A 25,791-nucleotide genomic window follows, 5' to 3' on the forward strand; every position below is an offset into this window, starting at 1 on the left:
CGTGCACGAGCAGATAGGCAATCTCCTCGAACTCGCAGGTGGTGGCGATATCGAGGATGTCGTAGCCGCGATAGTGCAGATCGTTGCCCGTGCGCCCGACCGTGCAGAGCGCCGTGTTGCCGGCCGTTACGCCCGAAAGCGCGACGGATTTCTTTGGTTTGAAAGTGGGGGCCGTCGCCGGGGCCTCCTTCGTTGCTTCCATCATTGTTCCGTCTCCGAAGTGTCGAACTTGTTTCATTGCCGTGGTCGTTGCCGCCGGTGCTGCCGCGGGCCAGCTTTGGGCTAGCGAAGTCGCTCCGGCGTACGCAAGTGCTGGGCCAGTTTGCAAAATGCGCCGCAACTCCTTGATCTATAGGAAGAACTTTGATCCGGCGGTCAGTGGTCAAATTCATCAGTGAGATTTCAAATTTCACAAATGAAATGGAACGTTCATAATGAGGCATCCTTTCCTTAGCACCGGAACGCTCCCACCTTGAACGACCCTGATCGTGACGTCCGTGCGCGGCCCGTCGTCTGGGCATTCGGCATCAGCCGTTTGCGCGACCTTTTCTTTCAAATCGCCGGCGAATACGACGGTCGAGCCGATTTGCGCATCATTTCGCGCGCCTACGACGACGCGGTTCGCGAGATCGAGGCGGCTGAGCCGCATTCGCCCGACGTCGTGGTCGCCGGCGGGTCGAACGCGGCCTACCTGAAGACGCGCGTCGCCGTACCCGTCGTACAAATCGCGCCGACGGGGCTCGACGTCATGCATTCGCTCGCTCGCGCGCGACGTCAGGCGGAATCGATCGCGTTGGTGAGCCCGGGTGACACGCCACCCGAGATTCGCAACTTCGTCGCCGCCTACGGGCTCGATATCGTTTTTGCCTCGTACCGTTCGGTGCAGGACGCCGAGGCGTGCGTGCTCGAGCTCAAGGAGCGCGGCGTCGGGGTAGTCGTCGGGCCGGGTCTCGTCACCGATCTCGCGGCCGCGGCGGGCATGGGCGCGGTATTTCTGTACTCGCATGCTTCCATCCGTTCATCGTTCGAGACAGCGCTCGAAGTGGCCGAGGCGATGCGTGGCGAAGCGAAGCGTCGGCAGCAAATCGACAATCTGCTGCAGCATTTGCGCGATGGCGTCGTCGCGCTCGACACACAAGGCCGTGTCGAGGCGATCAATCGGCGTCTCGCCGAGGCGCTGGGCCTCGATTCCGCGCGTGCCGTCGGCAGACCCCTCGTGGAGGTCGCGCCCGATCTGATCGATGCGTTATCCGATGCGGATGGCGACGCGCTCGTCGCGATTCGCGGCGTCAGCTATGTCGTTCATCGCGGCCCGCTTGCCGGCCACGAAGGCCAAGGCGGCGCGGTATTGACGTTCCAGGAGTCGCGCGCCGTCGAGCGGCTCGATCGCACGCTGCGATCGAAGCAGCTTACGCATCAGTTTTCGGCGCGCTACAGCCTCGAGGACTTGATTGGAAGCAGTGCGCCCGTGGAGCGCGTGCGTACGCTCGTGCGGCGATACGCCAAATCCGATGCGACCGTATTGGTGCTCGGCGAAAGCGGTACCGGCAAGGAGATGGTCGCGCAGAGCATGCATCGGCTGAGTGCCCGGCGCAAATTTCCGTTCGTTGCGATCAACTGCGGGGCGTTTCCCGAAGCGCTGCTCGAGAGCGAGTTGTTCGGGTACGAAGAGGGGGCATTTACCGGGGCGCGCAAAGGCGGCAAAGCAGGGCTTCTTGAAGCCGCGCATCGGGGCACGCTCTTTCTCGATGAAATCGGCGAGATGCCGTTGCCGCTGCAGAGCCGGTTGCTGCGCGTATTGCAGGAGCGCGAAGTGGTGCGGCTGGGGTCGACACAGCCGACACGGATCGACGTACGCGTGATCGCGGCGACGCACAGGGCTTTGACGGACGGCATCGCGAATGGGACGTTCCGCGCGGATCTCTATTACCGGCTGAACATTCTCACCATCGCGCTGCCGCCGTTGCGCGAACGGCCGGCCGATGTCATGCCGCTCGCCGCCGAATTGTTGCTGCAGGCGATGGATCGCGAGCCTCGCTTGGCAAAGCGTGTGCTCGACGGTGAGGCGGCGACGCGGGTGCTCGCTGAAATCGAGGGCCCGTTGCGCGCGTACCGGTGGCCCGGGAACGTGCGCGAGCTGCAGAATGTGATCGCGCGGATTGTCGTCGAATTGGCCGATGCCGAAACCGCGGGAGCGGAATTTGCGCCGGTCAGTTCCGAAGTCGTGCGTTCGATTGCGCCTGAACTCTTCGATCGATCCGCGCCTTCTCCGGAACGCCGCCAAACGCTGCGTGAACGCAGTCGCAGCGTCGAAGCCGGCGAAGTGCGCGCGGTTCTGGCGGCATGCAATGGCGATCGCGACGCTGCCTGTCAGGCGCTCGGCATCAGCAAGACGACGCTGTGGCGGAAGTTGCGGTGAACGGCACGGGATTGGATTCGCTGATTACATCATGTTGTGATATATATACACCCCGGGCGCAATAGATTGTTGGCTGCAATCAAGGGGAACCATGAGCGAGCATGAGCACAAGGGCGATTTCGCGACGGATGTCCGACTCCTGCGCATTAGTGTCATCGCGGCGGTCGGTGGCGCGCTGAGCACGGTGGCCGCCGACTTTTTGTTGCATCTCATCCGCTTCTTCACGAATCTGTTCTTCTTCCAGACGTTTTCCACGGCGAACCATTCGCCGGCGGAGAACACGCTGGGGCAACTCGTCGTTTTAGCGCCCGTGATCGGCGGCCTGCTGGTGGGATTGATCGCGCGCTTCGGCTCCGAGCAAATTCGGGGGCACGGAATACCCGAGGCCATCGAGGCGATTCTGTTCGGAAAGAGCAAGATGTCGCCGAAAGTCGCGGTGCTCAAGCCGCTCGCTTCCGCGATCGCGATCGGCAGCGGCGGACCGTTCGGTGCCGAAGGCCCGATCATCATGACGGGTGGGGCGATCGGTTCGCTCGTCGCTCAATACTTTCATTTGTCGAGCGCGGAAAGGAAAACGCTCCTGGTGGCGGGCGCGGTGGCGGGTATGACGGCGGTCTTCGGGACGCCGGTCGCTGCCGTGCTGCTCGCCATCGAGCTTTTGCTGTTCGAGTTGCGGCCTCGCAGCCTCTTGCCCGTTGCCATCGCTTGTTCCGTTGCGGGGTTCACGCGGCCGCTGCTGCTCGGCAGCGGCCCGTTGTTTCCGTTGCAGACGATGCCGCTCGGCCCCATCGGCATCGTGTCATCGGCGTTCGCGGGACTGATTGCCGGCTCGCTCTCCTGGGGATTGTCGTCGTGGCTCTACAAGGTCGAGGATGCCTTCAACAAGCTGCCGATCCATTGGATGTGGTGGCCGGCGTTGGGGGCCATCGTCGTCGGTATCGGAGGATATTGTCAGCCGCGCACGCTCGGCGTCGGCTACGACGTCATCGCGGACTTGCTGCAAGGCCACCTCGCGATGCACGCCGTGGTCTCGATCGTCCTCGTCAAGGCCATCATCTGGGTCATTGCGCTGGCCTCGGGCACTTCCGGGGGCGTGCTGGCGCCTTTGCTCATGATGGGCGCGGGCGTAGGCGCCATTGCCGGCCCGTATATGCCGGGAGGCGAGCCAGCGGTTTGGCCGCTCATCTTTATGGCTGCCGCGCTCGGCGGCATGATGCGCGCGCCCGTGATGGCGTCGGTGTTCGCGTTCGAGTTGACGGGCGACGCAAACGCCTTGCTTCCGCTGCTCGCGGCCGCCGCGGTGGCGTACGGTTTTACGGTCTTGCTCATGCGCCGCTCGATTCTGACGGAGAAGATCGCTCGCCGCGGTTATCACATCTATCGGGAATACAGCATCGACCCGCTTGAGCGGCACTACGTCGACGAAGTGATGACGCGCAATGTGCTGACGATCGACGCCAAGGCGACGGTGGCCGATGTACTCCGAAATTATTTTGGGGCGCGGCAAAAGTATCGCGCTTATCCGGTCACCGACTCCGGGGTTCTCGTCGGAATGATGGACCGGGCACTGCTCGATCGAATTCCCCATGAGCAGGCGGATGCTCCGCTCGGAACCTTCTTTACGCAAACGCGGCCTGAAGTCGCGTTGCCCGGCGAGACTTGTAGAAATGTGGCCGCGCGTCTGGCCGTGAAGGGGCTCGACCGTGTACCGGTAGTCGACGACGAGAAGACGTTCCGGCTGATCGGAATCGTATCGCGGCACGACTTGCTCAAGCCGTCCATGTCGGTGTTCACCGAGGAGCGCGAACTCGAGCAGTTCCGCCGCGTATGGATTCCGAGAAGCACGCGCTTCGCGCCGACGAACAAGCCCGGACAAACGCGGAGCGAACAAGCCGACGTCAGCCGGTGAGGAATAGCTTAAACCCGCAAGTCGGCATGCCCCTCGGCGAGCTCCGTGAGCCATTCCATGAACGCCCTAACTCGCGAACTGACGTTCTGCCGATGCGGATAGAGAATCGAGAGCGGCGTGGACGGTGTCGGATACTCGACGAGTATCTCCTGCAGCTGCCCCTCGGCGATCAAATCCGCGACCATGAACCGCGAGGGCTGAATGATGCCGTAGCCGAGCACGCCAGCGGCAATATAGGCCGAACCGTCGTTGACGGATAGCACGCCGTTCATCGGAACGGCCACGGCTTCGCCGTCCACGATGAACTCGAACGGGAAGGTTCTCCCCGTGCGTGAAGACATGTAGTTCACGCCCTGATGTTTGCTCAATTCCTCGAGCGTCGTCGGCGTGCCGTGCGCCTTCAGATAAGCGGGCGAAGCGCACGTCGTCATGCGCGCGTCGCCGATTCGTCGTGCAACGAGGCTCGATTCCTCGAGATTGCCCATCCGGATCACGCAGTCGACGCCATCCTGGATGATATCGATATTGCGGTCGGTCAGGCCGAGCCGCAAATTGATGTGCGGATATTTGCGGTAAAAATCCTCGAATGCGGGCAACAGCAATGCTTTCGCGATCGTGCCCGACGTATCGACGCGCACGGTGCCGACCGGCCCGCTGCGCTTCTCGGAGAGCAGCGACTCCGCATCCGCGATCTCCGACAAGATGCGCACGCAACGTTCATAGTACAAAGCCCCGTCGTCGGTGAGGCTGACCTGGCGCGTCGTTCGATTCAACAAGCGCGCGCCGACGTACTCCTCGAGAGAACGGACGATATTGCTGACGGACCCGCGTGGCAGCTCGAGCATATCGGCCGCTTTCGAAAAACTGTTCGTCTCGACGACGCGGGTGAACACTTCCATTGCCTGCAGGCGATCCATGGCTGGGCTCCTCGGACAGGTAGCGCCGCCGCGGCGCCGTTCAGTCCGCGTGCGAAGATCGCAACCTCTTTTCCCGGCAGAAATTTAGCATAACGAATCGTCCGGCACCCGTTCGGTGTGTTTCGCGTCAATGAGACGATCGCAGCCAGTCGGGGAGCTCGTCGAGGCCCGACACGATGTGATCGGGCTTCTGCCCCAGCTCCTCGAACGTATTGCCCGCCCGGTTGATCCAGCAGACGGGGAACCCGAAGTGGCGAGCGCCCGATGCGTCCCAGGCGTTCGACGAAACGAAAAGGATCTCCGTGCGCGGCAGGTTTAGCTTGTGTTCGGCCACCGTGTAGACGGCGGGATGCGGTTTGAAGACTTTCACCTCTTGCGCATCTTCCACGCTGAGCAGATGCGCGAATCGCGATTCAAGTCCCGAGTGGGCCACGACGCCACGGATCGATCGCGCCGATCCGTTCGACAGGATCGCGAGCGGCAAACCCATCGCTTGAAGCTCGGCAAGCGCGGCGGGTACTTCGCGAAAAGGCTTGATCCGCGAGTATTCGTCGCTGAGTTCCACGAGCTCAGCCTCGGAGAGCATCAACTGAAGGCGATTGCATGTATAGCGCAACGCATGCTCGGTGATGTCCTCGAAAGGCGCATATGCCCCCATCAAGCTGCGTAGCCAGGTGTATTCGAGCTGCTTTTGTCGCCAGACGTTGCTGATTTCCTGACCACGCCCCGGAAACAGCGCGTCGCAGCGAGCGACGACTGAGTGGACGTCATAGAGCGTGCCATAGAGGTCGAAAACAACTGCCCTGATCGGATTCATCGAGCGTCTCCTGGTTGCCGCCGCTGGCGGCGTGATTGTCCGGGCGTAATGCCGTTGCGCTTACCGGGGCGAGGCGGGCTGGGCCGTTTCGCCGCCATCCGCATAGGGGCTGAGGATGTCGGCGATCACCCTGTTGCATGGCGTAGGCACGTTTAGCGCTTCGCCGAGCGACGCGACGCCGCCGCTCAACCAGGGCAACTCGAGCCGATTGCCGCGCTGAAGGTTGCTATACATGGACGAGATCATCGACGCGGGCAACGTATCGCAGAACGACAAACGATCTTGCGCGAAGTCATCGCGCAACGCGACACCTTTCGCCTTGCCGACGGCGACGACCTCTTGCATGACGTCGAGCAGAAGTGCGCGCGTCCTGGCGTGCTCGCGAATCGCGCCGATTGACTTGCGGACCGCACTCGTCATGCCCGACAGGCCTACCAGGAAGACAAATTTCTCCCAGATGAGGCGCTCGATGTCGTCACTGATCTCCGCTTCGATGCCGGCCTTTTGACAAGCGTCATATAGCGCGCCCACGCGGGCCGAGCGGCTGCCGTCGTATTCGCCGAATACGAGCTTCTGCATGGTACCGCTATGGACGATGACGCCCGGCTCGCCGATGACCGCCGCGATATAGGACACGCCGCCGATGATCGACGCTGGCGGAAGATACTTTCTCAACGTCTCGTCCTTTTGCACGCCGTTCTGAAACGAAACGACCGAAGCCCCTCGCTCGACGAGCGGGATCAACGCTTTGGCGGCATCATCGGTATCGCAGAGCTTGACCGTCACAAAGACGAGATCGACTTCGCCGGCTTCCGAACTGGTTCCGACCACCTTTACGTCTTTCAGCAGCATCAGATTGCCGAGTGGGCTCTCGATGCGCAGGCCGCGCTCCAGCATCGCCTCCCGATGTTTGCCTCGCGCGATGAACGTCACATCGCAACCGGCCGCCGCGAGGCGAGCCCCAAAGTATCCGCCGACACCGCCGGCTCCCAAGATCGCAATTCGCATCGGATTTCCTCAACGGAAAGGCAATGACGCTGGTCGTGCTTCACTGCCGGGTTTGTCTACATACTACTAGGTACAATTCCGGTCAAAAAAATGGCTCATGTGTTCAGCGCGAGCGCAAGCAGCGATTGCAGCGCAACGCGTAAGTCCGCGGTGCGCGACGTTTTCATCGCGCGGCTCACCGCGAAACCGCCTTGCACACTGGCGATGATCAACAGCGCTATCTGTTCCGCCGGCATTTTCAGCTTGATACGCCCATCCGCCTGCTCGGCCTTCAAAATCTGAATCAGCCGTTTCTCGAGATGCTTGAAATACCGATTCATCGGCTCGCGCAGTTCGTCGCTCTCGATCGCGGCGTCCCAGACCAGCCGGCCGATGCGGCAGCCGAGCATAGGGCGCTTGTTCTGGGCGAGATAGCTGATGAGGCGCTCGCCGAAGCCCCCGGGCCGCCCCATTGCCGCTTCGAAATCGGCAATCCGTTCGTCGACCATCTCGTCGATGGCCACACGCGCAAGGGCTTGCTTGCTCGAAAAGTGATGGTAGAAGCTTCCTTGGCCGGCGTGACTTCTATCCTGAATGTCGCGCGGGCTCGTTGCTTCGTAGCCCTTTTCCCAAAGCAACACCTTGGTTGCTTCGATGATGTCTTCTCTCTTTCCCATGTAGCGTCGATCTACTGTCGCGGTAGCGATGAGAGTACATACTAGTAGGTACAGAATGCCGGGTCAAGCCAGGATCGGTCGGCTTGACGGTTCCAACCTCACTTGACCTCGACCGATATGAAGCTGCGCACGCTGTCGCGCTGAATCAGCAATGCCACGTCCTTGCCCGCTTTTTCGATCAGCGTGCCGAGTTCTTCCCGCGACGTCACGGGCGTGCCGTTGACCGACAGCAGCAGGTCGCCCGGTTGTATGCCGGCGCTTGCCGCCGGCCCAGCCGTGCCGTCGACCATGAGGCCCGCTGAATTGCCGGTTGCGCGCCGCTCCGCATCGGTGAGCGCGTGAACGGTCAAGCCCAGCTTTTCGGCGCCGCCTCCACCGCCGGGACCGGGTCTGGCAGTCGGGATTTCGTCAGACGTTCCGATCGCGATGGTCACGATCATCGGCCGCTTGTTGCGCACGAGCCTGAGCGTCGCTTTCGTTCCGGCCGGCAGGTTTGCCGCGTAGTCGAGCAGCTCGGCGGAGCGGTCGATCGCTTTCCCGTTGATCTGCGTGATGACATCGCCCGGCTTCAACCCGCTCGCGGCACCGTTCGCCGCACCACGCGAATTCGGCGAGGACTGAGCCGGCGCGACGGAGGTAACGAGTGCGCCGCCCGGGCGCGGCAAGCCAAATGCGATTGCCAGACCCGGGTCGACATCCTGCACCTCGATGCCGAGACTGCCGTGCGACGCCTTGCCCGCCCCCTGCAATTGCCTGCGGAACGCTAGCGCCGCATTGATCGGGATGGCGAACGTGATCGTCTGATATCGCTCGCTATCCGAGTAAACCTGAACGTCGATGCCCACGACCTCACCGGCTCGGTTGAAGAGAGGGCCGCCCGAGTTGTCGGGATTCACGGCGATCTCGGTCTGGAGAAACGGGAATGATGTGCCATCGGCTAGCGTCCGCGGCATCGCGCTGACAAGACCGGCGCTGACGGTGTTGTCGGGACTGTCGGGCGCCCCGATCGCGAGCAATTGCTCGCCGACGCGCACGCGCGACGAGTCGCCGAGCTTGACGACGGGCAGCTTCGTTGCTCCCTCGATCTGCAATACGGCGACGTCGGTCTGCGGATCGGTTGCGACGACCTTCGCTTTGAATTCACGACGATCGGTGAGCCTGACCGAAACCTCCTCGGCGCGATTGACCACGTGCGCGGTCGTCAGCACGATCCCATCGGGACTGACAATGAAACCTGAGCCGCTGCCCCAGGTCACTCGCGGCGACCCTGGCTGACCGTCCTGCGACTGTTGAGTCACGCGTTTGAAATACGCAAGGATGGGATCGTCAGTCGCGATGGCGTCGAGGGACGGTCCCGAAGCTTGCTGATCGGTGTCAGCCGGCGCGGCGCCGATATTGACGACAGCCGGGCCGTAGCGCTCCACGATAGTAGGGAAATCGATCGGCCCCGCGGCCGCGCTGGGCAACGGACGCGCCGTTTTGGCGGACGGCAGCGCAGTGGCCGGCGAGGTCGCGGCGATAGCCGAGGGCAGGGCGCAGAGGGTGACGGCGAGCCATAGTGTCGTCGCCGTCGCGTCGCGCGCGGCTCGCGCGAACGCGTTCGAGGGCTGAGAGATCACGGCGCGTCTCCAGATAGCCGTTGTGCGGATAGCCGGGAGGGTGCGCAGCGCCGGAGGAACGGGCGTCGCACATATCGATCACCGGCCGATCGATTCTCGGCCACGGCGGCGGGAAGTGCTGTGATGCATCGCACAGATCGAAATCGAAATGGCGGAAGGCAAGTTCGTGCTGGCCTTGCCGCCAATTAATCACAACCTGGCGAATGCATTTTGCCGCGGGTCGTCAAGGCGCGGCGCGTATAATCGCGGTCGACTTGCCGCTCCGTTTTTTATCCATGTCCAACGTCTATTCGATCAAGCGCCACAACGCGTCCATGTCGACGTTTGCCGATACCGAGTCGGCGAGTCTGTCGATCGAAGCCAGCCGGCGCGCGTCGTGATCGATCCGTTCGGCGTCGTCGAGTCCGGCCCAGCGAAGCAGCGCCTGGCATGCATCGGGAGAATCGAAGAGACCGTGCAGATACGTCGCAAGAATCTGTCCGTCTTCAGACACCACGCCCTCGGCACGCTCAGCATCGCCGTCGCGCAATTGCATCGCGGGGCGCGCGAGCGCGGGGCCATCGGTGGCCCCCATATGAATCTCGTAGCCGCGCACGGGCACGCCGCCATCCATGAGCAGCGTCCCACCGGCATTGAGCAGGCGTTTTTCCGGTTCGAGCGTCGTCACGAAGTCGAGCAGCGCGAAGCCGCGCTCGCACGCGGCATTGCTTTCGAGGCCGAGCGGATCGCGCAACTCGCGACCGAGCATCTGCATTCCGCCGCATACGCCGATCAGTTTCCCTCCGTAGCGCAAATGCCTGCGCAGGTACGGCTCCCATCCGTTTGCGCGCAGCCACGACAAGTCGCGCTGCACGCTCTTGCTGCCGGGCAGGACCACGAGGTCGGCCGCGGGCAACGGCTCGCCCGCACGCACGTAGCGGAAGTCGACTTGCGGATGCGCGCGCAGCGGATCGAAGTCGGTATGGTTGCTGATGCGCGGCAGCGCGGGCACGACGACGCGCAACATGCGTTCGCGTGCCCCGGAGGCAGTCTTCGCGGTGGGCAGCATGTCTTCTGCGTCGATCCACAAGCCCGGGACGAACGGCACCACGCCGAAAACCGTTTTCCCGGACCGGGCTTCCACCCAATCGATCCCCGGTTTCAGCAGCGCGACGTCGCCTCGGAACTTGTTGATGATCACGCCCTTTACCCGCGCACGCTCCGCATCGTCGAGGCACGCGAGCGTTCCGAGAATCTGGGCGAAGACGCCGCCGCGGTCGATATCGGCCGCGAGCACCACCGGGCAATCGACGGCCTGCGCGAAGCCCATGTTCGCGATGTCGCCTGCGCGCAGATTGACTTCTGCGGGACTGCCCGCGCCTTCCACGAGCACGAGATCCGTCTTCGCGCGCAGTCTTTCGAACGACTCGAGCACGGCACGCATCGCCACCGGTTTGTAGGCGTGATACTCCCGTGCGTCGAGGTTGCCGCGTGCTTTGCCGTGAACGATGACTTGCGCGCCGATGTCGCTGTTCGGCTTCAACAGAACAGGGTTCATGTCGATTTCGGGCGCGATTCCGGCGGCGAGCGCCTGCCATGCCTGCGCACGGCCGATTTCGCCGCCGTCGACGGTGACGGCGCTGTTCAACGACATGTTCTGCGGCTTGAACGGCGCGACGCGAAAGCCCGCGCGCGCGGCGATCGCGCAAAGGGCACCGACGAGCGTGCTCTTTCCGCAGTCGGAGCTCGTGCCTTGAATCATCAACGTGCCGGCCATGGAGGACATCCTGAGCGCATGAGAAGACGAGCGCGCGCCAATGGGCGCGGGCGCGGGCGATGGGCCAGCATTATGTCATCGACGAGCGCCTTGTTGAAGGCAGCAAGCACGTGCGTGACGGATCGAGCGCACGCTCGGTCGTCATGAAGGGGCGCGCGAATTGATAGGACACCTATCTATTGGGGCGATGTGCGTGCTCGCCGTTGTTGGCGTCGCGCTCGATGCGTTTCTCGGTGAGCCGCGCCGGGCGCATCCTCTTATCGCGTTTGGGCGCTTGGCGATACGGCTCGAGCGAGCGATGAATCCCGATCACGACGCGATGTCATCATCCGGCGACGGGATTGGGCTACGACGCCGTTTTGATGGGCTCAAGCGCCGCGGCATCGGTCTCGCCGCGTGGATGGCCGCTGTCGTTCCCCCCGTTGCGCTTGCGGTGGTGCTGACGCGCTCGCTGCCTGCCGTGCTTGCGTGGCCATTGCACGCGTTGGCGCTGTGGTTCGCGCTCGGGGGGCGCAGCCTCGCCGACCACATCGCACCCGTGGAAGACGCGCTGCGCGCGCGCGATCTGGTGCGCGCAAGAGAGCTGACGTCGCGCGTCGTCACGCGCGATTTGTCCAACGCAGATGAGCCGGCCATCGCGCGCGCCGCGATCGAGTCGGCGCTCGAAAATGGCAACGACGCGGTTTTCGGCGCGCTATTCTGGTTCGCCGTTGCCGGAGGTCCCGGCGCATTGGCGTTTCGGCTCGCCAACACACTCGATGCTATGTGGGGCTATCGAACCGCGCGCTTCATCGATTTCGGATGGGCGGCGGCGCGGCTCGACGACGTCGCCAACTACCTGCCCGCCCGGCTGACGGCGTTCACCTACGCGCTATGCGGCGACATCCGCACCGCGATCGACTGCTGGCGAACGCAGGCGCATCGATGGGAGAGTCCGAACGCGGGCCCCGTGATGGCGAGCGGCGCGGGCAGCCTCAACGTATCGTGCGGCGGCGCGGCCCGGTACCATGGCGTCGACGAGCTTCGGCCCGTGCTCGGTGCCGGCTGCCCGCCCGGTGCGCGCGATGTGGGCCGCGCACTTCGCCTCGTGCGGCGCTCGCTCGCAGTGTGGCTCGTGGTGTTCGCACTGTCAGCCTTTGTTTCGATCATCGTTTGAATCCTGTGAAGACCTCGCCCAACATATTCGATTCCGATCTGCCGCCCCTCGTGCCGCATGGCGGCAATCTTGGCGATGCCGTTCGACGATACGGCATCGCGCGCGAGCGATGGATCGATCTGTCGACGGGGATCAACCCCCACGGCTATCCGGTGCCGGCGGTCGCGCAGCAGGCGTGGCTGCGCTTGCCTGACGACGAGGACGATCTCGAGACGATCGCCGCACTTCATTACGGCTCGCCGCGCGCGCTGGCGATGGCCGGGACGCAAGCGGCGATCCGCCTGTTGCCCGAGGTGCTGCCGAAAGGCCCTGTTGGCGTGGGCTTGCTCACGTATGGCGAATATGCGCCAGCGTTCGCGAGGGCAGGTTTCGACGTCGCGCGATTCGTCACCGGGCCGTTCGCCGATAGGCAAGGTCAAGCGGCTTTCGTGCTCGAGCCAGGGCATGCATTGCCGGAAAACCTCAAGCATCTTGTGCTCGTCAACCCCAACAACCCGACTACCGAGCGCTTCTCTCCCGACGTCGTGATGGATTGGTATCGCCAGCTCGCGGCGCGCGGCGGCACGCTCGTGGTCGACGAGGCGTTCGTCGAAGCGCTGCCGGAGCTTAGCGTCGCTTCGCGCGCGGATGGAGAGGGGCTCGTCGTGCTGCGATCGATCGGCAAGTTCTTCGGGCTGGCCGGTGCGCGTGTGGGCTTTGTGCTGGCTTCGGCGCCGATCGATCGCGCGATGCGGCGTTTGCGCGGGCCCTGGAGCGTGTCGGGCCCCGCGCGCGTCGTCGTGCGAGCCGCGCTGCTCGACGCGGCCTGGCAGACCGAGACTCGCGCGCGTCTCGCTGACGCGAGCAAACGCCTCGCCGAATTGCTGGGGGCGTCCGGCCTCGAGGCGAGTCACACACCGCTGTTCGCTTGGGTGCGACAGCCCAATGCGCTGCAGTGGCAGGACTGTCTTGCTCGTCAGGGGATATGGGTGCGTCGCTTCGAGACAGTGGCTGGGTTGCGTGTCGGTCTCCCTGCCTTTGACGAAGCGGCGTGGAGCCGCCTCGAAGCAGCGTTGCGAAACGTACGTTCTGAAATCGACGGCCGCTGAATCAGCGGCGATGGCGCGCGATCATTCCTCTGTCCATCGATTCTCGAACACGCAAGTTTCCAGCGGTCTGCGCGTTGCCCAATGTTCGGTCTCGAGCATCGGCGCATCGTAGAAGCGCTCGACATGACCGAGGCAAAGGATGGCGATCGGTTTTGCCCCGGCCGGCATGCCGAGCAATGTACGCACATCGTCGGGATCGAAGATCGAGACCCAACCCATGCCGAGCCCTTCCGCGCGCGCGGCGAGCCAGAGGTTTTGGATCGCGCATGCAACCGAAGCCAGGTCCATCTCCGGCATCGTGCGGCGGCCGAATACGTGGCGCTCGCGGCCGTCCATCAAGGCCATCACGAGCAGCTCGGCGCATTCGCGCATGCCTTCCACCTTCAGCTTCATGAACTCGTCGCGGCGTTGACCGAGTGCGTCGGCCGTATTCACTCGCTCGCGTTCGACCGCCTCGTGCAGCGCGGAGCGCAGCGCGCCATCGGTAATGCGAACGATGCGCCAGGGCTGCATATAGCCGACGCTCGGCGCATGGTGCGCGGCGTCGATGAGACGTTGCAGCACCTCGGGTTCGACGGGGGCGGCGACGAAATGACGCATGTCGCGTCGTTCGTAGATGGCGCGATAAACGGCCGCGCGCTCGGCTTCGCTAAAAGGATTCGCCATGGAAGAGTGCGGCCGTCAGCACGGGATTCGAAGGCCAGTAGCTGTGCATGTAGGTTGCGGTAATCGAGCCGCGACGAAACACCGGCTCACCGGCGGCGTTGCTCTTCGGATGAGTGGCATGACGCTCGGGCGCGAGCGCGGTCGTCATGCTGGAGTAGTGGAACGTGTGACCGGTCATCGTGCCGAGTCTCGTATCGAGCTGCTGCATGCCGAGTGCCGCAAGACGCGTTTGCATCGTCGCGTGTCCGGGCAAGAGGCCGAGCATCGGCGTCGAGCCGCCGTCGGTACCGGTCAGTTCATCGAGCAGATAGACCATGCCTCCGCATTCGGCGACGATGATCTTGTTCGCCGCCGCATGCGCGCAAATCGACTTTGCGCTGCGCGTCGAGCCAGCCAGCGTGGCGGCGTGCAGCTCGGGGTAACCGCCCGGCAGATACAGTGCATCGGCCGCGTCGGGAACAGGCTCGTCCGCGAGCGGCGAAAAGAAGCTGACGCGTGCGCCGAGCGATTCCAGCAGCGCTACGTTCGCGGGATAGATGAACGAGAAGGCGGCGTCACGCGCGATCGCGACATGCAGGCCCGCTAGCAGCGACGGCATCGTTCGTGCCGAAGCGTCCGGAAACTCGACCGGGGGAGGCGGCTCGGCCAGCGCAGTGGAGGCGAGCGCGTCGGCCGCGCGTTCGATACGTGCCTCGAGGTCCCCGATTTCCTCGGCTTGATGAAGTCCGAGGTGCCGGTCCGGCAATTCGATGCCTTCAGAGGGCGCGATAGTGCCGAGCCATCGAAGGCCGGACGGCAGCGACGTTTCGAGCATCTGCGCATGACGCGCCGAGCCGACATGATTGGCGAGCACGCCGTGAAACGGCACGTCGGGCCGGTATCGCGCGAGCCCGAAAGCCAGCGCCCCGAACGTCTGCGCCATCGCTTTTGCCGAGATCACGGCCGCGACGGGCACGCGGAACGTTGCGGCGAGGTCCGCGCTGCTCGGCGTGCCGTCGAAAAGACCCATCACGCCTTCTATGAGGATGAGGTCGGCTTCCCGCGCCGCCTCCGCCAGCATACGGCGGCAATCTTCGAGACCCACCATCCAGAGATCGAGCGAGAGCACGGGGGCGCCGCTCGCATGAGCAAGGATCATCGGATCGAGAAAATCGGGCCCCGTCTTGAAGACGCGCACGCGCCGGCCCTGCCGTCGATGGAGCCGCGCGAGGCCGGCCGTGATCGTCGTCTTGCCCTCGCCCGATGCGGGCGCACTGATGAAGAGCGCGGGACACGCCGGCATCGTCAGAACTCCACGCCTCGCTGCGCCTTCACGCCTTGCTCTCGGTAGGGATGCTTGACGAGCCGCATTTCCGTGACGAGATCGGCCGCATCGATGAGCGCGTCCGGCGCATGGCGCCCCGTTACGACGACGTGCAGCATCGGTTCGCGGGCTCGCAACACGGCGAGCACTTCATCCAGCGGCAGATATTCGTACTTGAGCACGGTGTTGAGCTCGTCGAGGATGACCATGCGGTATTCGCCGCTTCCGATCATCTTGACCGCTTCGTCCCAGCCCTTACGCGCCGTCGCCATGTCGGCCTCGCGGTTCTGCGTATTCCATGTGTACCCGTCGCCCATCGTGACGAAGTCGCACGCGGGGTGGCTGCCGAGAAAATCGCGCTCGGAAGTATGCAATGCGCCCTTGATGAACTGCACGACGCCGGTGCGCTCGCCGTGCCCGAGCATTCGCACCGCCATGCCGAAAGCCGCCGTGCTCTTGCCTTTGCCGTTGCCGGTGTGGACGATCAGCAAGCCTTTTTCGACCGTGGCCGCCGCCTGTTTTTTCTCGTGGCCTTCGCGGCGACGTTGTGTCATGCGCTGATGCGATTCGGGATCCGTCTTCATCGGAATATGATTTCGTGTAGATGTGCAATAGTATGAGCCCCGCGATACACGTTGGACAAGGCCGTTTCTTGACGCGGCGGGCCAAGGAACCTACACTCGCACGCAATCTGGTGCTCGCGCGCGCAACTCCTTTGCGCGCGCGGTTAAACGGGAAACAGAGACTCCACGCGGCGAATTTCGTCCGCGGCACGAGCCAATCTGTGCTGCCCCCGCAACGGTAGGCGAACGCATCGTGCCAAACGATGCAGAGCCGGCTTCGATGCATGCGCGCAAGGCCGCGTATGCAGGCAACCACTGCGCAAGAAATGACATGACTTGCGCGGGAAGGTGAAGCGGCGCTTTCGTCAGCCCGGATACCGGCCAGAGGAGAAGGGTGGGCGCTGCGGGTAGGCGGTGTCCCGGCCAAGGCTTTGTTGCGTCTCGCCGCAACGCGCGTCGGTATTGTCGCGCCATCGCCCACCTTTCTCTTCGTTCGTCCGCCGTGCGCCTCGCGTCGTGCTCCAAGCTCGTCAGCTCGGACCGAAGGGGCACGCGGCCCACTATCGACTGCGAGCGAGGAGCCGCATGCAATCACCAATGCGCAAAATACCCGTCACGATCATCACCGGTTTTCTCGGCAGCGGCAAGACCACCCTGCTGCGACACGTGCTCGCGCAGGCGAAAGGCTTGCGTATCGCCGTCATCGTCAACGAGTTCGGCGAGCTCGGCATCGATGGCGAGATTCTCCGTGGCTGCGGGATCGGCTGCGATGAGGCGGGCAGCGAGACCGACGGCCAATTGTATGAACTGGCGAACGGCTGCCTTTGCTGCACGGTGCAAGAAGAGTTCTTCCCCGTCATGGAAGCGCTCGTCGAGCGCCGTTCGCAGATCGACCACATCCTCATCGAGACGTCGGGTCTCGCCTTACCGAAGCCGCTCGTTCAGGCGTTCAACTGGCCTTCGATCAAGAACAGCTTCACGGTCGACGCCGTGGTGACCGTCGTCGACGGGCCGGCGGCCGCGAGCGGCCAGTTCGCGGCCGACCCGGATGCCGTCGACGAGCAGCGAAAGGCCGATCCGAATCTCGATCACGAGTCGCCGCTGCACGAGCTTTTCGAGGATCAACTGAGCGCGGCCGACCTCGTCGTGCTCAACAAGACCGACCTGCTCGACGAAGCGCAACGCGTGGCGGTCGAATCGCTGATCCGCGCGGAGATCCCGCCGCACGTCAAGATCGTGCCGGCCCAGCGGGGCGCGCTCGATCTTCATGCGCTCCTCGGGCTCGAAGCGGCGTCCGAAGAGACAATCGATCAACGTCCCGATCATCACGGATCGGCCAACGATCCCGATCACCATCATCACGACGAATTCGATTCTGTCGTCGTCGCGGGCTCGCCTCTTTCGCGCGAAGCCGCGATCGCGGCGTTGCAACGGCTCGTCGAGCATCACACCATCTACCGCGCGAAAGGATTCGCCGCATTGCCCGGCACGCCGATGCGGCTCGTGATTCAGGGCGTCGGCCGCCGCTTCGACAGCTACTTCGACCGACGCTGGCGCGAGGACGAATCGCCGGCGAGCCGGTTCGTGTTGATCGGCGAGAATCTCGATCGAGACACGCTGCAGCGCGCATTCGACGAGGCGTTGAGCGCGCAGTCCGGCATGCGCGTCGCGCAGGCCTGAGCGCGGCCGCTCCGCCATGCATTTGCTGCGCACCGTACCGGGCGGCTTCGTCGACGACACGGCCGGCGTCGTCCGCATCGACCAACGTCCCGCGGACATCATCGTGCTCAGTTCCGCCGACACGACGCTGTCTTTGCTAGCGAGCGTCGTCGATCGGCTCGGCCCCGGTTACCCAAGCGTTCGCCTCGCGAACGTCACCTATCTGCGGCAGCCCGCATCGGTCGATTTCTACGTCGACGACGTGTTGCAGCACGCGCGCGTCGTCGTGGTCGACCATCTCGGCGGAGAATCGTATTGGCCGTATGGCATCGAGCGTGTCGTCGCGCTCGCGAGGCGCAATGGGCAGATGCTCGCGATGTTCTCGGGCGATTTGCAGGAGGACGCCAACCTCATTGCCAAAAGCACGGCTGACGCCGCGCTTTGCACGCGATTGTGGCGATACCTGCGCGAGGGCGGCACCGCCAACGCCGAAGCGTTCATGCGCACGATTGCCTGGCATGCGTTCGGCTGGGACCGCGAACCGCCGCCGCCCGTGCCGCTGCCGGCGGCGACGCTCTATCATCCGCAGCGCGAGACGCCTACGGTCATGGACTGGCGCAGCCGCTGGGTCGACGGTGCCCCCGTCGTTGCGATTCTCTTTTATCGCGCCCATCTGCAGGCGGCGAACACGGCAGTATTCGATGCGCTGATCGATGCGCTCGAGGCGCGGCGGATGAATCCGCTGCCGATTGCCATCACCTCGCTAAAGGATGCGGTGAGCTTGGACGTGGTCGCGCAGCTTTGCGCGGAGCACGACGTCGCCCTCGTGCTCAACACCACGGCATTCGCGGCGTCGACGCTCAACTCTTCCGACCCGGTCGCGATCGCAGGGGATGCGCCTGTGATGCAAGTCATTCTGAGCGGCGGCAACCGGGAGGACTGGGTCGAGGACGACCAAGGCCTCAACTCGCGCGACATCGCGATGCATGTCGCATTGCCCGAAGTCGACGGCCGCATCATTACGCGTGCGGTCAGCTTCAAGGGGCTCGCCTATCGTTGTCCGCACACCGAAGTCGATGTCGTCCGTTATCGGCCTGACAATGAGCGGATCGGTTTCGTCGCCGAATTGAGCCGTCGCTGGTGTCGCCTGCGCAGCCTCGGCAACGAGGACAAGCGACTCGCGCTCGTCCTCGCGAACTATCCGACGAGCGAAGGGCGGATCGGCAATGGTGTGGGGCTCGATACTCCCGCATCGGTCGTGGCGATCCTCAAAATGCTGAGCGACGAAGGCTATTGCGTCGAGGACTTGCCCGAAGACGGCGCCTCGCTCATGGATCGGCTGACGCGGGGCGTGACGAACGACCCCGATGTGCGCGACCTTCGTCCCGCTTTGCAAAGCTTCGCCCTCGGCGATTATTTGCAATGCCTTGCCGCGCTGCCTGACGAGTTGCGCGACGCGCTCAATCAGCGCTGGGGACCTCCTGAGCGCGATCCGACCGTTCGGCGCGGTCGATTCATGATTTCGGGCTGGCGCTGCGGGCGGGTCTTAGTCGGCATTCAGCCCGCGCGCTCGCGCGAAGTGAACGACTACGCGAGCTATCACAATGCGGACCTCGTGCCGCCGCATGCCTATCTCGCGTTTTATTTCTGGGTGCGCCATGTCTACGGTGCCGATGCGGTCGTGCACGTCGGCAAGCATGGGAGTCTCGAATGGCTGCCGGGCAAGAGCGTCGCGCTCAGCGGGCGCTGCTGGCCCGATGTCGCCCTTGGGCCGATGCCGCATCTCTATCCCTTCATCGTGAACGATCCGGGCGAGGGCAGTCAGGCGAAACGGCGCGCACAGGCCGTCATCATCGATCACCTGATGCCGCCGCTGACGCGGGCGGAAACCTACGGCCCGCTGCAAGATCTGGAACGGCAAGTCGATGAGTACTACGAAGCATTGATGGTCGACGCGCGACGCGCGCGGCTGCTGCGCAGGACGATCCTCGAGACCATCGTCGAGCATCGGCTTCACGAGGAATTGAGTCTGGCGCAGCCAGCGAGCCAGGATGAGGAAGACGCATTGCTTACGCGCGTCGACGCTTGGCTATGCGAATTGAAGGAGGCACAAATCCGGGATGGCTTGCATACCTTCGGCCGCTCGCCCGAGGGCATTCAGCGGCGCGATACGCTGCTCGCGCTGGCTCGCTTCCCGGTCGGTGACGGACAAGGTGCCAACGCGGGCTTGATCGATGCACTCGCGAAAGATCTGCGGATCGATCATCTGTTCGACCCGCTCACGGCTGAATGGTCGACGCCGTGGACCGGGCCGCGCCCGGCTCTCCTGGAGCAAATCAGCGATGCGCCGTGGCGTCACAACGGCGATACGCGCGAACGTCTCGAAGGCTTGGCGGCGTTGCTGCTCGACGCATTTTGCCGTGGCCGTGACGGCTGCGATGCTCGGACGACGACGGCGTTTGCAATGCCGACGGCCGGCACGTTGCCGCATACCGAGCGCGTAATCGATCGCGTGCGCGACGACGTTCTGCCGCGCCTCGACGCCTGCGGCCCGGAGGAATTGCGCCAGTTGAAGCGCGGCCTCGAAGGCCGGTTCGTGCCGCCCGGGCCGAGTGGTTCTCCGTCGCGCGGGCGTCCGGATGTTTTGCCGACCGGGCGCAACTTCTATTCGGTCGATACACGCGCCATCCCGACGCAGGCGGCGTGGGCGCTCGGCCTCAAATCCGCACGACAGTTGATCGAACGTCACCTGCAAGACAACGGCGACTATCCGCGCGCGGTGGGCTTGTCGATATGGGGGACTGCAACGATGCGAACGGGCGGCGACGATATCGCTCAAGCGTTCGCGTTGCTCGGCGTACGGCCGAAATGGGCACCCGGCAGTCATCGCGTAACCGACTTCGAGATTCTTCCAGCCGGTGTGCTCGAGCGGCCGCGCATCGATGTGACGCTGCGCGTCTCGGGTTTCTTCCGCGATGCGTTCCCGAACGTCATGCACCTATTCGACGCGGCCGTGCAGGCCGTTGCCGAACTCGACGACGAGCCCGAGGACGTCAATCCGATCCGCGCGCGAGTGCTTCGCGAGCGCGACGCCTGGGTGGCTCGTGGCCTTGATGCGCAGGAGGCGCGCAAACGGGCCGGCTGGCGCGTCTTCAGCGCCAGGCCAGGTACGTACGGCGCCGGCTTGCAGCAGATGATCGATTCGCGGCAATGGCAGACCGACGAGGACCTCGCTGAAGCGTATCGCGCCTGGGGCGGCTTCGCCTATGCGCAGACGAGCGCGGGCGAAGCGGCGCGAGGGGTGTTTGCCACGCGCCTCGCGACGATCGACGTGGTGCTGCAGAATCAGGACAACCGCGAGCACGATTTGCTCGATTCGAACGACTATTACCAGTTCCAAGGTGGGATGGCGGCAGCGGTCCGGCATTTCGCCGGCGCTCAACCGCGGATTTATCACGCCGACCATAGCAATCCGGCCGCACCGCGCGTGCGCCCGCTCACCGAGGAAATCGCGCGCGTCATACGCTCGCGTGTCGTCAATCCGAAATGGCTGGAAGGCGTCAAGCGTCACGGCTACAAAGGTGCGGCCGAAATTGCCGCGACAGTCGACTATTTGTTCGGCTATGACGCGACGGCACGCGTGGTTGCCGATCATCAATACGCGCTCGTCACCGACGCCTACTTGAACGACGGCGAGACGCGCGCGTTCTTGCAACAACACAATCCCCATGCTTTGCGTTCAGTCTGCGAGCGATTGCTCGAGGCGATCGAGCGCGGCTTGTGGCAAGCGCCGGGCGCCTATCGCGCGCAAATCGAGTCGCATCTGCTCGCCAGCGAGCAGCAGATCGAAGAGAGATCATCGTGAACGAGCATTCATCCTCCTCCGGCGTTTTGTCGAGACCCTATCCATTCAGCGCGCTAATTGGTCAGGAGTCCTTACAACGAGCCTTGTTGCTTGTCGCTGTGGACCCGGGGATAGGCGGCGTGCTCGTCAGCGGACCACGCGGCACCGCGAAATCGACGGCGGCGCGGGCGCTGGCGGAGCTGCTGCCCGAAGGCCGGCTCGTGACGTTGCCGCTCGGCGCGAGCGAGGAGCGGCTCATCGGGACGCTCGACATCGACGAGGCGCTGCGTGGCGGATCGGTCAAGTTTTCGCCGGGATTGCTGGCCCTTGCTCACAATGGCGTGCTCTACGTCGATGAGGTCAATCTGCTTGCCGACACGCTGGCCGACGCTTTGCTCGATGCCGCCGCGAGCGGTGTCAACATCGTCGAGCGCGACGGCGTATCGCATAGTCACCCCGCGCGGTTCGTGTTGATCGGCACGATGAATCCCGAAGAGGGAGAGCTCAGGCCGCAGTTGCTCGACCGGTTCGGGCTGATGGTCGAGCTCGACAACTGTTTCAATTCGGAGGTGCGGCAGCGGATCGTCAGAGCGAGGCTCGCCTTCGACGCGGACCCCGATGCGTTTCGCCAGTCGTATGCGGATGAACAACAGTCGCTCGCGCGGCGAATTCGCGAAGCGCGCGAGAGGTTGCCCGCGCTTTCGTTCGATGATGCCGTTTACGCGGATGTTAGCGCGCGGTGTATCGAGGCGACGGTCGATGGAATGCGCGCGGACCTTGTCATGTTGCGGGCCGCACGGGCGCTCGCGGCCATCGATGGAGCAGCAAAGGTTACGACGCAGCATGTTGAGCGCGTAGCCGAAGCCGTGCTGAGGCACAGGCGGCGCGAACGACCGGATGAGCGCCCGAGTGAGGCGGGCGATGAGGTGCAGCGCCCGGCGTCGAATCGTGAGAACGGCGACGCCTTCGCGAACGAAGCCGGCGATGGGCAGACGCCGCATTTGCCAATGACGGCACGATCGCCCAACGATAAGCGCGGCCGCGACAACGAGGATTGGGGCTATCTCCCTCCCGAGCCGGCTGGTATGGTCGACGTGAAAGGGGTCATCCCGCTCGCCTCAAAAAAACGCTGAGCCATCGGAAAGGCGCCACTGCTGCCGATCCGCGCAGCGGTTTTCGATGGCCTGAGGGCGCGCTCGCGACTCGCGGCATGCGGGCCGGCGTGCGGCCTCGCTCCGGCAAACGCATCGCCTGGCCGGCCACGCTCGAGAGAAAGCGGCAAGACCGGTTGCGAGCCGAGCACCTGCGCTTTGTGCGCGAAGAATCGAGAACCGGCGTACTGCATTGCTTCCTGCTCGATTGCTCCGCATCGATGCTGGGTGGCGCGCGGCTCGCGACGGCGAAGGGGTTGCTTCTCGCGTGTTTCGATCGCGCCGCATCCGAGCGAGCCGAGGTGGCGCTCATATGCTTTGGCGGCGCGCGCGCCGATCTGCGTTTCGGACCTGCCGTTCCGCGCTGGTGGAACGAACGGTGGCTGCGGCCGATCGGCGGCGGCGGCGCAACGCCGTTCCAACTTGGCATGAACACCGCTACTCGTTTGCTCGAACGCGCTGCGCGAAACAAGCCGGGACAAGAACGCGTGCTTTGGGTGGTGACCGATGGCCGAAGCGGCGACTGCCCTGTGAAACCGTCTGCAGCCGATCGGGTTGTGCTCGTCGATTGCGAGAACGTCGCGCCTGCGCTCGGCCGCTGCCTTCAATTAGCGCGAGAATGGGACGCGATGTACGTGCGGGCGGAAGAAATCGCTGCTCGGTAGGACTTGCACTGTTTGCACCCCCGCGTTGAGGTTGTGGCGGAGAGATACTTCGAGATCGTCGAAACCGATCGGATGAGCCCGCGGGGCTAACGCCGGGAACTCTCAGCCCAGCTTGAGTTCAGCATGATGCTGCACACATTTACCCTGACGAAACCCGGGTCCTTGTGCGCAAGGAAGTCATCGTTGAACGTGCCGAACGTAGTCCCCGGGCGATGCTTCATGCCATCGTAAAAGGCATCGATCATCTTGCTGGCGAAATCGGGGCCGCGCGGATATGCCTCGATCACCGCGGCGCGTTGTTCGTCCGTGAACTCTTCAAAGCCGCGTCCCGCCACGTCCATTCCCGCTCCGGCTTGCACCAGCGCGATTTCGCCGTGCATATGCTCGGGAATGCCTGGCGTCGTATGGAGCGCAACGGCCGTCCAAACCTTTGGTACGTCTGCCTCGTCGATATGATGGCTCCGGAGAAAATCGCGCGCGGCGTTTGCGCCGTCCACTTCGAAGCGCAGGTGGCTTTCGCGAAAGACAGAGGTGAGGCCGATATCGTGGAACATGGCCGCGATGTAGAGCAGTTCGGGATCGAAGACGAGGTTCTGTTGTTTGCCGAGCAGCGCACCCCAAAGGTACACGCGCGTGGAGTGGTTGAACAGCAGTTCGCTTTCCGTGTCGCGAATGAGCTGGGTCGCCTCACGCGCCAGTTGGCTGTCGGGAATCACGATGCCGAGCATTCCGTTTGTCGGCACAGCTTTATCTTCAGTCATTTGGTAACTCGGTCTTCAGAGCGCTTACGTCCGATACGGTGCTGTTCGACCCAGAACCGCTTCGCGGCGTGACGGGATGTGCGCCAGCACTGATTGGGCACATTGCACCGAGGAGGTTACCTCTCTCACGGATCATGCAACAGGCCCAAGATCGGACAATCTGAATGTACCAGCGCGCATAGGGCGACTCTCGCTATGTGCCGATCGCTCCAGTCTTCGATGGAATCGATCGGGCGTCGCCGGCAATGCATGAGATGCATTTTGCTGCTGCAATACATTCGCTTCATCAAACAGTTTCAATATGGCATCCTGGAAATCGGTCAAGCACGCCGACCGTACGCAGCTGACAACGGTCGTCTGAACGGCGTCAAATCAAGGAGAAAGCAAATGTCCGAAGTCCAAGCTCTAACCTCAAAAGACCAACTGATCGCGCGTTGTCTGCCGTTTCTGAATGAAGTAAAGGACATGACGGCGGGTACGCAGGCTGAACAATGTCTTAATAAACACTACGGCATCGATAGCGAGCTATATAGGGACCTCGCACGTCTGATTAAGCTGGGCGTTGAAGAGGGCTGGGCCGCTGACGTCGAAATCGCCGGGCCGAAGTATCGCCGTGCGCGACTTGTCGCGCCAACCGCTGAAACGTTCTTTTTCAGCATCACCGCCGTGCTGATGGACAGCACAGGCAACAGGCAGGGCAATCCGGAAGGCGCGTTCCGGGGCGATTACCACTCGCATCCTTACGGCGAGTTCAATCTTGTCGTGCCGCTCAATGAGGGCGCGGCACTAGCGGGTCCGAACGGTTGGTGCTACGGTGGCTGGACCGCGCCCGCGCCGGGAAGTCATCATTTCCCGGAAGCGAAAGGCGGCGCGGTGATTGCATTGTTCTTCTTGCCCGCAGGGCGAATTGCCTACAACGTTAAGCCCTCCGCTCACTGAATTTCTGAGCACCGCAGGCCTCGCACGAGGCCCGCGGCAATCGACGCAGGGGCAACAAGCGCGCTAGCGCCGTTACGCCCCGGCAGTTCGCGAACCTCTTTCCGGCGCCGATTCAAAATCCGTGGAACGACGCGAACTCTTCGACGGGTGCCTTTGGCATTTGCGGGCGTCGCCGGGCCCAGTCCGGATCGCCATAACCCATCGCCATCGTGCATACCACCAATTCCTCAGGCCCGAGGGGCAGATTGGCGCGAATGACAGCGTGGTAGCGCGAAAGGAACTCTTGCGTACACGTGTCCAGGCCACGCGCCTTTGCCGCAAGCATGATGTTCTGAATGAACATCCCCAGGTCCAGCCAGCTGCCTTTCTCGAGGCGCCGATCGATCGTGAAGATCAGGGCGACTGGCGCGTCGAAGAAACGGCAATTTCGCGCGGTATTTGCTGCTCGGGCTGCAACGTCTTCCCGGGCGATACCCAGGGATCCGAAGAAAACCGCGCCGAACTCCCGTAGACGCGCGGCGAACGGTTCGGGCAAAGTCTCCGGAAAGTAGCGATACTCGGACGAGTGATCGCCTGCCGAAGTTTCGTGCGCCGCACTGAGCGCACTGATTAGCCGCTCTTTTGCGTCGCCCGTCGTGACGTGGACGCGCCAAGGTTGCACGTTCGCACCCGTCGCCGCATAACGTGCGGAATTAAGAATTCCCCGAACGACTGCAAGGTCGACTTCGCGATTCAAGTAAAACCGATTGGCAAATCGACTCATCATGATTTTTTCGAGTTCGGTCAATTCATGGGTCGTTTCGATATCGTCGATGAACATATTGGTAGCCCTTCAATGGATTGTTGGTGAAAGGCTACATCGGCGGTTCGCGTTCAGGAAGTGCATTTTTCGGAC

The 25,791-nt window shown here is 63.4% G+C and carries 21 protein-coding genes and 1 riboswitch; of the genes, 9 read left to right on the forward strand and 12 right to left on the reverse strand.

Annotated features, from left to right (window positions below; translation table 11 throughout):
• The coding region (locus C9I57_RS12950; protein WP_440130208.1) for a citrate/2-methylcitrate synthase at positions 1-205 on the reverse strand (205 nt) is incomplete at its 3' end.
• Positions 206-472: 267 nt separating this feature from the next.
• On the opposite strand from C9I57_RS12950, the gene prpR reads away from it, so the two are divergent.
• Positions 473-2,419 (forward strand): propionate catabolism operon regulatory protein PrpR, encoded by a 1,947-nt coding sequence (gene prpR / locus C9I57_RS12955; RefSeq protein ID WP_107151092.1) that lies wholly within the window; start codon positions 473-475, stop codon positions 2,417-2,419.
• A 91-nt stretch (positions 2,420-2,510) separates the two neighbouring features.
• The gene (locus tag C9I57_RS12960; protein ID WP_107151093.1) at positions 2,511-4,328 is read left to right on the forward strand and encodes a chloride channel protein; all 1,818 of its coding nucleotides are present in this window, start codon (positions 2,511-2,513) and stop codon (positions 4,326-4,328) included.
• Between the two features lie 8 nt (positions 4,329-4,336).
• On the opposite strand, the gene C9I57_RS12965 is transcribed toward C9I57_RS12960, so the two are convergent.
• From C9I57_RS12965 to C9I57_RS12990, 6 genes are all read right to left on the reverse strand, one after another.
• Positions 4,337-5,245, reverse strand: a complete 909-nt coding sequence (locus C9I57_RS12965; protein ID WP_107151094.1) for a LysR family transcriptional regulator — start codon at positions 5,243-5,245, stop codon at positions 4,337-4,339.
• A gap of 127 nt (positions 5,246-5,372) precedes the next feature.
• On the reverse strand, positions 5,373-6,062 hold the full coding sequence (locus C9I57_RS12970) for a haloacid dehalogenase type II (RefSeq protein ID WP_107151095.1): 690 nt from the start codon (positions 6,060-6,062) through the stop codon (positions 5,373-5,375).
• A gap of 60 nt (positions 6,063-6,122) precedes the next feature.
• Positions 6,123-7,070, reverse strand: coding sequence for a ketopantoate reductase family protein (locus C9I57_RS12975; protein ID WP_107151096.1), 948 nt, complete (start codon positions 7,068-7,070; stop codon positions 6,123-6,125).
• Positions 7,071-7,165: 95 nt separating this feature from the next.
• Positions 7,166-7,726 (reverse strand): TetR/AcrR family transcriptional regulator, encoded by a 561-nt coding sequence (locus C9I57_RS12980; protein WP_107151097.1) that lies wholly within the window; start codon positions 7,724-7,726, stop codon positions 7,166-7,168.
• A gap of 98 nt (positions 7,727-7,824) precedes the next feature.
• The gene (locus tag C9I57_RS12985; protein ID WP_107151098.1) at positions 7,825-9,345 is read right to left on the reverse strand and encodes a trypsin-like peptidase domain-containing protein; all 1,521 of its coding nucleotides are present in this window, start codon (positions 9,343-9,345) and stop codon (positions 7,825-7,827) included.
• 286 nt (positions 9,346-9,631) lie between these two features.
• Positions 9,632-11,110: a cobyric acid synthase gene (locus C9I57_RS12990; RefSeq protein ID WP_258187621.1), complete on the reverse strand. Its 1,479-nt coding sequence runs from the start codon at positions 11,108-11,110 to the stop codon at positions 9,632-9,634.
• A 178-nt stretch (positions 11,111-11,288) separates the two neighbouring features.
• Here C9I57_RS12990 and C9I57_RS12995 point away from each other — a divergent pair, with 178 nt between their 5' ends.
• Both C9I57_RS12995 and cobD read left to right on the forward strand, forming a co-directional pair.
• On the forward strand, positions 11,289-12,257 hold the full coding sequence (locus C9I57_RS12995; RefSeq protein ID WP_107151100.1) for a CobD/CbiB family cobalamin biosynthesis protein: 969 nt from the start codon (positions 11,289-11,291) through the stop codon (positions 12,255-12,257).
• 5 nt (positions 12,258-12,262) lie between these two features.
• Complete coding sequence (gene cobD / locus C9I57_RS13000) at positions 12,263-13,345, forward strand: threonine-phosphate decarboxylase CobD (protein ID WP_107151382.1); 1,083 nt, start codon at positions 12,263-12,265, stop codon at positions 13,343-13,345.
• A 21-nt stretch (positions 13,346-13,366) separates the two neighbouring features.
• Here cobD and bluB read toward each other — a convergent pair whose 3' ends face one another.
• From bluB to cobO, 3 genes are read right to left on the reverse strand one after another with little or no spacing between them, the layout of a single operon-like run.
• Positions 13,367-14,011, reverse strand: coding sequence for a 5,6-dimethylbenzimidazole synthase (bluB, locus tag C9I57_RS13005; protein ID WP_107151101.1), 645 nt, complete (start codon positions 14,009-14,011; stop codon positions 13,367-13,369).
• On the reverse strand, positions 13,995-15,293 hold the full coding sequence (locus C9I57_RS13010) for a cobyrinate a,c-diamide synthase (protein WP_107151102.1): 1,299 nt from the start codon (positions 15,291-15,293) through the stop codon (positions 13,995-13,997). The genes bluB and C9I57_RS13010 overlap by 17 nt, the downstream gene beginning before the upstream one ends.
• Before the next feature lie 2 nt (positions 15,294-15,295).
• Entirely contained in the window at positions 15,296-15,898 is a 603-nt protein-coding gene (gene cobO / locus C9I57_RS13015) for a cob(I)yrinic acid a,c-diamide adenosyltransferase (protein ID WP_107151103.1), read from the reverse strand.
• Between the two features lie 91 nt (positions 15,899-15,989).
• Positions 15,990-16,277, forward strand: a riboswitch (cobalamin riboswitch).
• Between the two features lie 185 nt (positions 16,278-16,462).
• Here cobO and cobW point away from each other — a divergent pair.
• From cobW to C9I57_RS13035, 4 genes are all read left to right on the forward strand, one after another.
• Entirely contained in the window at positions 16,463-17,557 is a 1,095-nt protein-coding gene (cobW, locus tag C9I57_RS13020) for a cobalamin biosynthesis protein CobW (RefSeq protein ID WP_107151104.1), read from the forward strand.
• 16 nt (positions 17,558-17,573) lie between these two features.
• Entirely contained in the window at positions 17,574-21,401 is a 3,828-nt protein-coding gene (cobN, locus tag C9I57_RS13025; protein ID WP_107151105.1) for a cobaltochelatase subunit CobN, read from the forward strand.
• A complete protein-coding gene (locus C9I57_RS13030; RefSeq protein WP_107151106.1) occupies positions 21,398-22,513 on the forward strand; it encodes an ATP-binding protein in 1,116 nt (371 codons plus the stop codon). Before cobN ends, C9I57_RS13030 begins: the two co-directional genes overlap by 4 nt.
• An 89-nt stretch (positions 22,514-22,602) precedes the next feature.
• Positions 22,603-23,196, forward strand: coding sequence for a vWA domain-containing protein (locus C9I57_RS13035; RefSeq protein ID WP_440130202.1), 594 nt, complete (start codon positions 22,603-22,605; stop codon positions 23,194-23,196).
• An 86-nt stretch (positions 23,197-23,282) separates the two neighbouring features.
• On the opposite strand, the gene C9I57_RS13040 is transcribed toward C9I57_RS13035, so the two are convergent.
• The gene (locus tag C9I57_RS13040) at positions 23,283-23,957 is read right to left on the reverse strand and encodes an HD domain-containing protein (protein ID WP_107151108.1); all 675 of its coding nucleotides are present in this window, start codon (positions 23,955-23,957) and stop codon (positions 23,283-23,285) included.
• 387 nt (positions 23,958-24,344) lie between these two features.
• On the opposite strand from C9I57_RS13040, the gene C9I57_RS13045 reads away from it, so the two are divergent.
• Positions 24,345-24,896 (forward strand): 4-hydroxylaminobenzoate lyase, encoded by a 552-nt coding sequence (locus tag C9I57_RS13045; protein ID WP_107151383.1) that lies wholly within the window; start codon positions 24,345-24,347, stop codon positions 24,894-24,896.
• A 112-nt stretch (positions 24,897-25,008) separates the two neighbouring features.
• Here C9I57_RS13045 and C9I57_RS13050 read toward each other — a convergent pair whose 3' ends face one another.
• Complete coding sequence (locus tag C9I57_RS13050; protein ID WP_107151109.1) at positions 25,009-25,716, reverse strand: nitroreductase; 708 nt, start codon at positions 25,714-25,716, stop codon at positions 25,009-25,011.
• Positions 25,717-25,791: the final 75 nt, after the last annotated feature.

The organism is Trinickia symbiotica (assembly GCF_003028655.1).
GTDB classification, from domain to species: domain Bacteria; phylum Pseudomonadota; class Gammaproteobacteria; order Burkholderiales; family Burkholderiaceae; genus Trinickia; species Trinickia symbiotica_A.